At 67.9% G+C, this 10,220-nt stretch carries 11 protein-coding genes; 6 read left to right on the top strand and 5 right to left on the bottom strand.

Going from position 1 to position 10,220, the window contains the following annotated elements; all coding sequences use genetic code 11:
- Positions 1-22: 22 nt before the first annotated feature.
- The 6 genes from echA20 to DQP58_RS06650 are packed head-to-tail and all read left to right on the top strand — an operon-like array spanning position 23 to position 4,989.
- Positions 23-781: a (7aS)-7a-methyl-1,5-dioxo-2,3,5,6,7,7a-hexahydro-1H-indene-carboxyl-CoA hydrolase gene (gene echA20 / locus DQP58_RS06625; RefSeq protein WP_112707673.1), complete on the top strand. Its 759-nt coding sequence runs from the start codon at positions 23-25 to the stop codon at positions 779-781.
- 44 nt (positions 782-825) lie between these two features.
- Positions 826-1,710, top strand: coding sequence for a cholesterol ring-cleaving hydrolase subunit IpdA (ipdA, locus tag DQP58_RS06630; protein ID WP_112707674.1), 885 nt, complete (start codon positions 826-828; stop codon positions 1,708-1,710).
- The gene (gene ipdB, locus DQP58_RS06635; protein ID WP_112707675.1) at positions 1,707-2,468 is read left to right on the top strand and encodes a cholesterol ring-cleaving hydrolase subunit IpdB; all 762 of its coding nucleotides are present in this window, start codon (positions 1,707-1,709) and stop codon (positions 2,466-2,468) included. The genes ipdA and ipdB overlap by 4 nt, the downstream gene beginning before the upstream one ends.
- Before the next feature lie 2 nt (positions 2,469-2,470).
- Positions 2,471-3,550: a (3aS,4S,5R,7aS)-5-hydroxy-7a-methyl-1-oxo-octahydro-1H-indene-4-carboxyl-CoA dehydrogenase gene (gene ipdC / locus DQP58_RS06640; protein WP_112707676.1), complete on the top strand. Its 1,080-nt coding sequence runs from the start codon at positions 2,471-2,473 to the stop codon at positions 3,548-3,550.
- Positions 3,551-3,604: 54 nt separating this feature from the next.
- Positions 3,605-4,252, top strand: coding sequence for a SatD family protein (locus DQP58_RS06645; RefSeq protein ID WP_112707677.1), 648 nt, complete (start codon positions 3,605-3,607; stop codon positions 4,250-4,252).
- Entirely contained in the window at positions 4,249-4,989 is a 741-nt protein-coding gene (locus DQP58_RS06650; RefSeq protein ID WP_112707678.1) for a hypothetical protein, read from the top strand. Before DQP58_RS06645 ends, DQP58_RS06650 begins: the two co-directional genes overlap by 4 nt.
- Before the next feature lie 107 nt (positions 4,990-5,096).
- Here the strand turns inward: DQP58_RS06650 and fadA6 are convergent, their stop codons facing one another.
- The 5 genes from fadA6 to ipdE1 all read right to left on the bottom strand — a co-directional run bounded on the left by fadA6 (position 5,097) and on the right by ipdE1 (position 10,126).
- On the bottom strand, positions 5,097-6,257 hold the full coding sequence (gene fadA6, locus DQP58_RS06655) for a steroid 3-ketoacyl-CoA thiolase FadA6 (protein WP_112707679.1): 1,161 nt from the start codon (positions 6,255-6,257) through the stop codon (positions 5,097-5,099).
- Between the two features lies 1 nt (position 6,258).
- On the bottom strand, positions 6,259-6,861 hold the full coding sequence (kstR2, locus tag DQP58_RS06660; protein WP_112707680.1) for a TetR family transcriptional regulator KstR2: 603 nt from the start codon (positions 6,859-6,861) through the stop codon (positions 6,259-6,261).
- 76 nt (positions 6,862-6,937) lie between these two features.
- A complete protein-coding gene (locus DQP58_RS06665; RefSeq protein WP_112707681.1) occupies positions 6,938-8,110 on the bottom strand; it encodes a DUF4878 domain-containing protein in 1,173 nt (390 codons plus the stop codon).
- An 82-nt stretch (positions 8,111-8,192) separates the two neighbouring features.
- A complete protein-coding gene (ipdF, locus tag DQP58_RS06670) occupies positions 8,193-8,981 on the bottom strand; it encodes a (5R,7aS)-5-hydroxy-7a-methyl-1-oxo-2,3,5,6,7,7a-hexahydro-1H-indene-carboxyl-CoA reductase (protein WP_066859659.1) in 789 nt (262 codons plus the stop codon).
- On the bottom strand, positions 8,978-10,126 hold the full coding sequence (gene ipdE1 / locus DQP58_RS06675; protein WP_112707682.1) for an acyl-CoA dehydrogenase IpdE1: 1,149 nt from the start codon (positions 10,124-10,126) through the stop codon (positions 8,978-8,980). Before ipdE1 ends, ipdF begins: the two co-directional genes overlap by 4 nt.
- Positions 10,127-10,220: the final 94 nt, after the last annotated feature.

Here is a 10,220-nt window from a genome sequence, read left to right on the forward strand (position 1 = left end):
CCCCCCACAAGGAAGTGGCACCTTGCCCATCACATCCACCACCACCGAACCGGGCATCGTCGCGGTTACCGTCGACTTTCCGCCCGTCAACGCCATCCCGTCGCGCGGTTGGTTCGAACTGGCCGACACCATCACCGCGGCCGGCCAGAAACCCGAGACCCACGTGGTGATCCTGCGCGCCGAGGGCCGCGGCTTCAACGCCGGGGTCGACATCAAGGAGATGCAGCGCACCGAGGGATTCACCGCGCTCATCGACGCCAACCGCGGCTGCTTCGCCGCATTCCGCGCGGTGTACGAGTGCGCGGTGCCCGTCGTCGCGGCCGTCAACGGGTTCTGCGTCGGCGGCGGCATCGGGCTGGTCGGCAATGCCGACGTCATCGTCGCCTCCGACGACGCCACCTTCGGCCTGCCCGAGGTGGAACGCGGCGCGCTCGGCGCGGCCACCCACCTGTCCCGGCTGGTGCCCCAGCACATGATGCGGCGGCTGTTCTTCACCGCGGCCACCGTCGACGCCGCCACCCTGCACCACTTCGGTTCGGTGCACGAGGTGGTGCCGCGCGACGAGCTCGACGAGGCGGCCTTGCGGGTCGCCCGCGACATCGCCGCCAAGGACACCCGCGTCATCCGCGCCGCCAAGGAGGCGCTGAACCTCATCGACGTGCAACGGGTCAACTCGAGTTATCGCATGGAGCAAGGCTTTACGTTCGAGCTCAATCTCGCCGGGGTGTCCGACGAGCACCGTGACGCGTTCGCCGGTACGACGAAGGGTGAGAAGTCGTAGCCGCCGGCGACGATGCAGAACGAAGTGATGAGGAGCGGCGCATAGTGAGCGACAAGAGAACCACCCTCGACGACGTCGTTGCGCAGTTGCGCAGCGGCATGACGATCGGCATCGGCGGCTGGGGATCACGGCGCAAACCCATGGCGTTCGTCCGCGCCCTGCTGCGCACCGACATCACCGACCTGACCGTGGTGACCTACGGCGGGCCGGACGTGGGCTTGCTGTGCTCGGCCGGCAAGGTCAAGCGGGTCTACTACGGATTCGTCTCGTTGGACTCCCCACCCTTTTACGACCCCTGGTTCGCCAAGGCCCGAACCGGCGGCACGATCGAGGCACGGGAGATGGACGAAGGCATGCTGCGGTGCGGCCTGCAGGCGGCCGCGCAACGCCTGCCGTTCCTGCCGATTCGGGCCGGGCTGGGCAGTTCGGTCCCGGACTTCTGGGAGGGTGAGCTGGCGACCGTGACCAGCCCATATCCGGCACCCGGCGGCGGACACGAAACCCTGATCGCGATGCCGGCGCTGCGCCTGGACGCCGCGTTCGCCCATCTCAACCTTGGTGACGTGCAAGGCAATGCGGCCTACACCGGCATAGACCCGTATTTCGACGACCTCTTCCTGATGGCCGCCGAGAAGCGCTTCCTGTCGGTGGAGCGCGTCGTTTCCACCCAGGAGCTGGTCAAGGCGGTCCCCCCGCAGGCGCTGCTGGTCAACCGGATGATGGTCGACGGCGTGGTCGAGGCACCCGGCGGGGCCCACTTCACCACCGCCGCACCCGATTACGGGCGTGACGAAAAGTTCCAGCGGCATTACGCCGAGGCGGCCTCGACCGACGAGGGTTGGCAGCAGTTCGTGCAGACCTTCCTGTCGGGCAGCGAAGAGGACTATCAGGCGGCGGTGCGCGCTTTCAAAGAGGAGGCCTCGTCATGAGCGGCGACGCGATCACCCGACCCGAGATCTGCGCGGTCGCCTGTGCCGAATTATTCCGGGACGCAGGCGAAATCATGGTCAGCCCGATGACGAACATGGCCTCGGTCGGTGCCCGGCTGGCCCGGCTGACCTTTTCGCCGGACATCCTGCTGACCGACGGCGAGGCGCAGCTGCTGGCCGAGACCCCGGCGCTAGGCGGCTCCGGAGCCCCAAACAAGATTGAGGGCTGGATGCCGTTCGGCCGCGTCTTCGAAACGCTGGCCTGGGGCCGGCGCCACGTGGTGATGGGCGCCAATCAGGTTGACCGCTTTGGCAATCAGAACATCTCGGCGTTCGGCCCGCTGCAGCAGCCCAAGCGCCAGATGTTCGGCGTGCGCGGCGCGCCCGGCAACGCCATCAACCACGCGACCAGCTACTGGGTGGGCAACCATTCCAAGCGGGTGTTCTGCGAGAAGGTGGACGTCGTCTGCGGGATCGGCTGGGACAACGTGGACGACGACAATCCGGCGTTCCGCTTCGCCAACACCTACCGGGTGGTGTCCAACCTCGGTGTCTTCGACTTCGGCGGGCCCGGGCGCAGCATGCGGGCGGTCTCGCTGCACCCCGGCGTTTCGGCCGACGAGGTCGCCGAGAACACCTCGTTCGAGGTGCACGGCCTGGACGGCGCCGAGCAGACCCGGCTGCCCAGCGACGACGAGCTGCGCCTGATCCGCGAGGCCATCGACCCGAAATCGCTGCGCGACAGAGAGATCCGCTGACGGTGGTTACGAAGCTGCGCACGCCGCTGACCGAGCTGGTCGGTGTCGAGCACCCGGTGGTCCAGACCGGGATGGGCTGGGTGGCCGGTGCGCGCCTGGTGTCCGCCACGGCCAACGCCGGCGGGCTGGGCATCCTGGCCTCGGCCACCATGACGCTGGACGAATTAGCGACGGCCATCGCCAAGGTCAAGGCCGCCACGGATAAGCCGTTCGGCGTGAACATCCGCGCCGACGCCGCCGACGCCGGCGACCGCGTGGACCTGATGATCCGCGAGGGCGTCAAGGTGGCCTCCTTCGCGCTGGCGCCCAAGCAGGAGCTCATCGTGCGGCTGAAAGAGGCCGGGGCCGTGGTGATTCCGTCTATCGGCGCGGCCAAGCACGCCCGCAAGGTCGCCGGGTGGGGCGCCGATGCGATGATCGTGCAGGGCGGCGAGGGCGGTGGGCACACCGGCCCGGTCGCCACCACGCTGCTGTTGCCCTCGGTGCTCGACGCCGTGCAGGGCAGCGGGATTCCGGTGATCGCGGCGGGCGGATTCTTCGACGGACGCGGCCTGGCGGCCGCATTGAGCTACGGCGCCGCCGGCGTCGCGATGGGCACCCGGTTCCTGCTCACCTCGGATTCGACGGTGCCCGACGCGGTCAAACGTCGTTACCTCGAATCGGCGCTGGACGGCACGGTGGTCACCACCCGCGTGGACGGGATGCCGCACCGGGTGCTGCGCACCGGTCTGGTGGAGAAGCTGGAACGCGGTTCGCCGGTGCGGGGCCTGACCGCGGCCGTGCGCAATGCCGCCAAGTTCAAGCACATGTCGCAGATGACCTGGAGGTCGATGATCAGCGACGGCCTGGCGATGCGGCACGGCAAGGAGCTGACCTGGTCTCAGGTGGTGATGGCGGCCAATACCCCGATGCTGTTGAAGGCCGGACTGGTTGACGGCAACACCGAGGCCGGCGTGCTGGCCTCCGGCCAGGTGGCCGGCATCCTCGAGGACCTGCCGTCGTGCGCCGAACTGATCGAGTCGATCGTGCGCGATGCGGTCCGGCACCTGCAGGCGGCGTCCGCCCTCATCGAAGGGCCATAGCACTTCGATAAAGCGCCTAGCTAAATCCATGCATAATTAAGCTATACTCTTCAAATGGCTCGGATGAAGCTAAATCCTTCATCGCGGGCGACGCTCATCGGAGACGTCGTCGGTTCCCGGCGCGCCACCGACCGCTCGAAGCTACATGGGAGCCTGGCGGCCGCCCTGCGACACGTCGCCACCGAAGCGATCGGTCCGCCCGCGTTCACAGTCGGCGACGAGTTCCAGGGTAGCTACCCGACCGTCGGCTCCGCGATCGATGCCGCCCTGACACTGCGGCTGGCCGTCGCCCCCGACATCGACGTCCGGTTCGGCATCGGGTGGGGCTCGGTCACCATCCTCGATGCCGCCGCGGGAATCCAGGACGGCCCGGGCTGGTGGACCGCCCGTGAGGCCATTCAGCACACCGCGGAGGCGCAGCGGCAGCCCGGCTTGACGCTGGTACGCACGACGTTTCGGGCCGAGGCCGGCACCCGCGGCGACGTCGCCGCCGTCAACGCCGCCCTGATCTGTCGGGACCATCTGCTTGGATCGCTCGATGAACGGTCATTGCGGATAGTGAGGGGCTTGATGACGGGCCGGACCAAAAAGGAGCTCGCCGCCGAAGAGGGCATCAGCCCGTCGGCGGTGTCCCAGCGCGCGAGCCGCGATGGCCTGGACCTGATTGTGCTTGCCAGTCAATACCTTCGGAGCCTGCCGTGAGCGCCGTCGCGGTCTTTCTCATCGCCCTCGGCGTCGCCGACCTCAGTCGGCGTGCGGTCGGTGCGCTATGGCCACCGCTGCTGGCCGGGCCGGTGGTGGTGCTGGCGTGCGCGGGACTGGGCGCCCTGTGGCGTGCCGGCGACATCGCGCTGCTCGTGCTGGCCGCCGCGGCGGTGGTGGCGTGGGAATGGCTTTGCGCGCGAAGCGAACTCAGCGGCGAACACCAAATCGCTCCGCTGGCGGTGTTCGGCGGCGCGCTGGCGGTGCTGGCCCTGTTATCCGGCTGGTCCTCGCCGGGCGGCGGCGTCGTCGCGCGGTGGTCGGCCTGGGTTCACCTGCCACTCAGCCATGTCACGCCCGCCCGGTTGCTGATGCTCGTCGGCGTGATGCTGGTTCAGTTCGCCACCGCCAATCAGTTGGTGCGCCTGGTGCTCGGCTCAGTGGGGGCGGTGCGTCCACCCGGTGAGCCGCAGCCGTCGGATCGGCTCAGGGGCGGCCGGCTGCTGGGGCCGCTGGAGCGGCTGCTGATTCTGAGCCTCGGCGTCGGCGGCCAGGTGGCCGCGGCCAGCGCCGTCGTCGCGGCCAAGGGCATTATCCGATTCCCGGAATTGAACGCCCAGACCAACCGCAACAACGGCGTCGGCATCGACGAGGTGACCGAGTACTTCTTGGTCGGCAGCTTCACGAGTTGGCTGCTCGCCCTGGGCGGCATCGCCCTGGTGGTGGCGACCCGGTAGGCGGCCGAACCCGGTAAAAGGTTGTCCGAGAGTTATTTCACGACGCGACATGCGGTTGACGCGTCGTAGCTTTCACGCCGGGCGACAGAAGCGAGTGCTGCACGAGGTCAGAGGCGCTCGATGATCGTGACGTTGGCCGTGCCGCCGCCCTCGCACATCGTCTGCAGCCCGTAGCGGCCACCGATGCGCTCCAGCTCGTTGAGCATGGTGGTGAACAACTTGGCGCCGGTGGCACCCAGCGGGTGGCCGAGCGCGATCGCGCCGCCGTTGGGGTTGACCTTCTCCGGGTCGGCCTTGATCTCCTTGAGCCACGCCAACACCACCGGCGCGAACGCCTCGTTGATCTCGACGGTGTCGATGTCGTCGATCGACAGCCCGGTCTTGTCCAGCGCGTAGCGGGTCGCCGGGATGGGCCCGGTCAGCATGAACACCGGGTCGGCGCCGCGGGCGCTGATGTGGTGGATGCGCGCCCGCGGCGTCAGGTTGTGCTCCTTGACGGCCTTTTCCGACGCCAGCAGCACGGCGCTGGCACCGTCGGAGATCTGGCTGGCCATGGCCGCGGTCAGCCGGCCGCCCTCAACCAGCGGCTTGAGCCCGGCCATCTTCTCCAGCGACGACTCGCGCGGCCCCTCGTCAACCCGGAACGGCCCGGATTCCGTTTCCACGGTGATGATTTCGTTGTCGAAGTGGCCGCCGCGAATGGCCGCGAAAGCGCGCTCGTGGCTGGTCAGCGCGTAGCGCTCCATCTCCTCGCGGGACAGGTTCCACTTCTCCGCGATCAGCTCCGAGCCGCGGAACTGCGAGATCTCCTGGTCGCCGTAGCGGTGCAGCCACTGCTTGGATTCGTTTGTCGGTGAGGTGAATCCGAATTGCTCGCCGACCGTCATAGCCGACGAGATCGGGATCTGGCTCATGTTCTGCACGCCGCCGGCGACGATCAGATCGGCTGTGCCGGACAGGACCGCTTGCGCGCCGAAGGAAATGGCCTGCTGGCTGGAGCCGCACTGCCGGTCGACGGTGACGCCGGGAACCTCTTCGGGATAGCCGGCGGCCAGCCACGAGAGCCGGGCGATGTTGCCGGCCTGCGCGCCGATCGCATCGACACAGCCGGCGATCACGTCGTCGACGGCGGCGGGATCGACGCCGACCCGGTCGAGCAGGCCGCGCCAGCCCAGGGCACCGAGATCCACCGGGTGAATTCCGGCCAGCGACCCGCCGCGCTTGCCGACCGCGGTACGCACAGCGTCGATGACGTACGCCTCAGTCATTTCAGACTCCTCCTTTGGTGATCCCGCCAAGCACGATGGCGAGATATTGCTGGCCCACCTGCTCCGCGGTGAGCGGTCCGCCGGGTTGATACCAGCGCACCGACACCCAGGTGGTGTCACGGATGAAGCGGTAGATCAGGTCGACGTCGAGGTCGGGCCGGAAGTAGCCCTGTTCGACGCCCTGATTGAGCAACTCGAGCCACATCTTGCGCTGTTGCCGGTTCATGTCCTCGATGTAGGAAAACCGGGGCTGGGACAACAACCGCTGGGCTTCGTCCTGGTAGATGACGACCTGCGCGTGCCGGTGCTCGATCGCCTCGAACGACGCCATGAACAGCCCCTTGAGCCGCTCCAGGGGGTTGGCCTCGCTGTCGACGATTTCCCGATAGCGCGCGAACAGCCAGTCCAGGAAACTGCGCAACAGCTCGTCGACCATCTCCTCCTTGGAGGAGAAGTGGTGATACAGGCTGCCGGACAGGATGCCGGCGCTGTCGGCGATGTCCCGGACGGTGGTGGCGCGCAATCCACGCTCGGCGAACATGGTCGCGGCAAGCTCCAGTAGCTCGTCTCGCCGGCTGTTCGCCTGACCGGGCACTCGGTCCACCCGTTCAGCGTATCAACCAAGCGCTTGCTTGGCCACCGAGGCCTCGGTTTCCCATCCGCGGCCGGCGTCAAGAGCGTCAGCGCAGCGAGACCACCGGCGGATTCTGCGACTCGTCGGCGTTGCCGGACACGAAGGTGTTGACGACGCTCGTCTTGGTGCCACCCGACCGGGTCTGGGCCGTCAGCGGGAAGTTGACCGACCCGGAGAACGACGCCTCGAGCCGGAAGGGATCGAACAGGTTGATCTTGAGGCCACTGATGTCCGGTTTGCCCCAGGCGGCGGTCCCGTCCACCAGGTCGTAGTCGAAGGCGTGCTGCGGGCAGTCGGCCGGTCGCAGTTGGGTCGAGTTCGCGCAACTCGCCAGCGCCGCCGATATCGCGGAGCTGGTCGCGGCCAACCCCTTGTCGCTGAGTTTAAATTCCAGGTCGTTGAAGTACGCGCCCGATGTCGTCAGATTGTCAAGCAGGAAGGGCTTTTTCGTGTTGACGGCCAGATTCGGGTTGCTGCTGGATACGTCCAGCCAACCGGGGAAGACGTAGACCGGCGCGGTGCCGACGGGCTTGCCGAAGAACGTCGCCGTTTTGACGGCGGCCTGCTCGATGCCCGCGTTCAGCGTGTCCACCTTGATCGCGGCGTGGTCGAGTTTCCAGTCGCTGCCCGCCTTCTTGATCGACATGGTCACGTCCGAGGTGTTGTCGCCGAATTTCGCCGACACGTGCACCTGCCCGAAACCGAAACCGCGCGCGGAATTGTCGTCGAGGATCTTGATGTCGGTGATCGGCCACCGCGCGATCTGCCGCTTGAGGATGTCGTCGGTCAGGAACTCCTTCGACGCCGGCTGATCGGTGCTGTAGGACAGCGCGGCCTGCGCATCACCGCGGGCCAGCGCCTCGAGGTAACCCTTGGCGGCATCACCGGCGCTGCCCGACCCGCCGCCGCCGCTGACCGCGATCACGATGATGACGACCACGACGAGCACCGCGGCGGCCACGCTCAGCCCGATGATCCACGGCTTGCGATTGCGTTGCCCGGGACCGCCCTGCGGCCCGTTGAACTGGGCGACGGTGACCGGTGGCGGCGAGGGCCACGCCCCGTACGCGGGCTGCCCGAACGGGGTTGGCTGACCCCCTTGACCCCACTGCTGCGGCCAACCCGCGTCGGATTGCCACGGGGCACCCGGTGGCTGGCCGGGTGTGCTTGCGGGAGGCGGGTTCTCACCCCACGGTCGCTGACCCGGTCCGTCGCTCACTGCACCCTCCCACCTGCGTCAACCGCGTTGGTCGACAATTGTAAACACGTCGCGGACCGGCGCTAGTCAGCGATGTCGCAGCTCACGGATGCTGACTGGACACCGAGATGACCTCGCCGGTCAGGTAGCTGGAGTAGTCGCTGGCGAGGAACGCGATGGTGGCCGCGACCTCCCATGGTTCGGCGGCCCGCCCGAAGGCTTCGCCGGCCGACAGCCGGTCGAGCAGATCGGCCGACGACGTCTTCTCCAAAAACTTGTGCCGCGCGATGCTCGGCGACACCGCGTTGATCCGCACGTCGTACTCCGCGGCTTCGATTGCGCTGCAACGGGTCAGCGCCATCACGCCGGCCTTGGCGGCGGCATAGTGCGCCTGCGAGTGCTGAGCCCGCCAGCCCAGGACGCTGGCGTTGTTGACGATCACCCCGCCGTGCGGCGCGTCACGGAAGTAGCGCAGCGCCGCGCGCGTGGCGCGAAACACCGACGTCAGGGTGACGTCCAGGACGCGGTCCCACTCCTCGTCGGTCATGTCGACCACTGGCGTCTGCCCGCCCAGCCCGGCGTTGTTGACCAGGACGTCGACGCGTCCCATCCGCGCGGTCGCCGATGCGAACAGCGCATCGATCTGCGCGGTCGACGTCACGTCGCACAGCACGCTTTCGACCCTGCCCTGGCCGAGCGCGGTGAGCTGGTCGGCGGTCTCCCCCAACCTTCGTTCGTGGTGATCCGAGATCACCACGTCGGCACCCTCGGCCAGCGCCCGTCGTGCCGTCGAGGCGCCGATGCCGGTGCCCGCGGCGGCGGTGACGACCACCACCTTGCCCTGCAGAAGGCCGTGTCCGGCAATCTCTTTGGGGGCTTCGGACAGGCTCATCCCTTAACCTCTCGGGGTAGGCCGAGCACCCGCTCGGCGATGATGTTGCGCTGGATCTCGTTGGATCCGCCGTAAATGGTGTCGGCGCGGGTGAACAGGAACAGCCGCTGCCATTCGTCGAACTCACCGTCGGTCAGGGTCAGCCCCGGCTTGCCGATGACGTCCATGGCCAGCTCGCCGAGGTCGCGATGCCAGTTGGCCCACAACAACTTCGACACGTTATCCTGGCCGGGCTGCTCTACGTCCATGGTGGCCAGCGCGTAACTGCGCATGGCCCGCAGCCCGGTCCACGCCCGGGTCAGCCGATCGCGGATTAACGGGTCGTCGGCGGCGCCGGTGCGCTGGGCGAGCTCGGCGAGGTTGGAAAGCTCACGCGCGTAACGGATCTGCTGGCCGAGAGTCGAGACGCCACGCTCGAAGGTCAGCGTGCCCATGGCGACCCGCCAGCCGTCGCCGGGCTCGCCGACAACCAGGCCGGCCTCGGTGCGTGCGTCGTCGAAGAACACCTCGTTGAATTCCGCGGTGCCGGTGATCTGGACGATCGGGCGAACCTCCACGCCCGGCTGATCCAGCGGGACCAGCAGATACGACAGGCCGGCGTGGCGCTTGGAACCCTTCTCGGTGCGCGCGACCACAAAGCACCATTGCGACAGGTGGGCCAGCGACGTCCACACCTTCTGGCCGTTGATCACCCACTCGTCGCCGTCGAGCTCGGCGGTGGTCGCCACGTTGGCGAGGTCGCTGCCGGCGCCGGGCTCGGAATAGCCCTGGCACCACAGCTCGGTGACGTCGAGGATTTTGGGCAAGAAGCGCTGCTGCTGCTCGGGCGTGCCGAAGGCGATCAGCGTCGGGCCGAGCAGCTCTTCGCCGAAGTGGTTGACCTTGTCCGGGGCATCGGCCTTCGCGTACTCCTCGTAGAAGGCCACCCGGTGCGCCGTCGACAGCCCACGGCCGCCGTGCTCGACCGGCCAGCCCAGGCAGGTCAGCCCGGCCTTGGCCAGGTGCTGGTTCCACGCCCGGCGCTCCTCGAACGCCTCGTGCTCGCGCCCGGGCCCGCCCAGCCCCTTGAGCGCTGCGAATTCGCCGACGAGATTGTCGGCGAGCCAAGAGCGGACCTCTGCCCGGAACTCCTCGACGTCCTGCATGCCCTGTAGGCTAACCTACCAAGCACTTGCTTTGTAGCTCGGTGATGATGCGCGCCGCGGGGCGGAGCGCGGAGAAACCGGGCGATCGACATCG

Source organism: Mycobacterium colombiense, from assembly GCF_003284975.1.
Classification (GTDB): domain Bacteria; phylum Actinomycetota; class Actinomycetes; order Mycobacteriales; family Mycobacteriaceae; genus Mycobacterium; species Mycobacterium europaeum_A.

What these genes read in the sequence shown, in the direction of transcription:
- ipdB (WP_112707675.1), top strand. Translation starts at nt 1,707, where the DNA reads ATGAGCGGCGACGCGATCACCCGACCCGAGATCTGCGCGGTCGCCTGT.
- DQP58_RS06645 (WP_112707677.1), top strand. Translation starts at nt 3,605, where the DNA reads ATGGCTCGGATGAAGCTAAATCCTTCATCGCGGGCGACGCTCATCGGA.
- fadA6 (WP_112707679.1), bottom strand. Translation starts at nt 6,257, where the DNA reads ATGACTGAGGCGTACGTCATCGACGCTGTGCGTACCGCGGTCGGCAAG.
- ipdF (WP_066859659.1), bottom strand. Translation starts at nt 8,981, where the DNA reads ATGAGCCTGTCCGAAGCCCCCAAAGAGATTGCCGGACACGGCCTTCTG.
- ipdE1 (WP_112707682.1), bottom strand. Translation starts at nt 10,126, where the DNA reads ATGCAGGACGTCGAGGAGTTCCGGGCAGAGGTCCGCTCTTGGCTCGCC.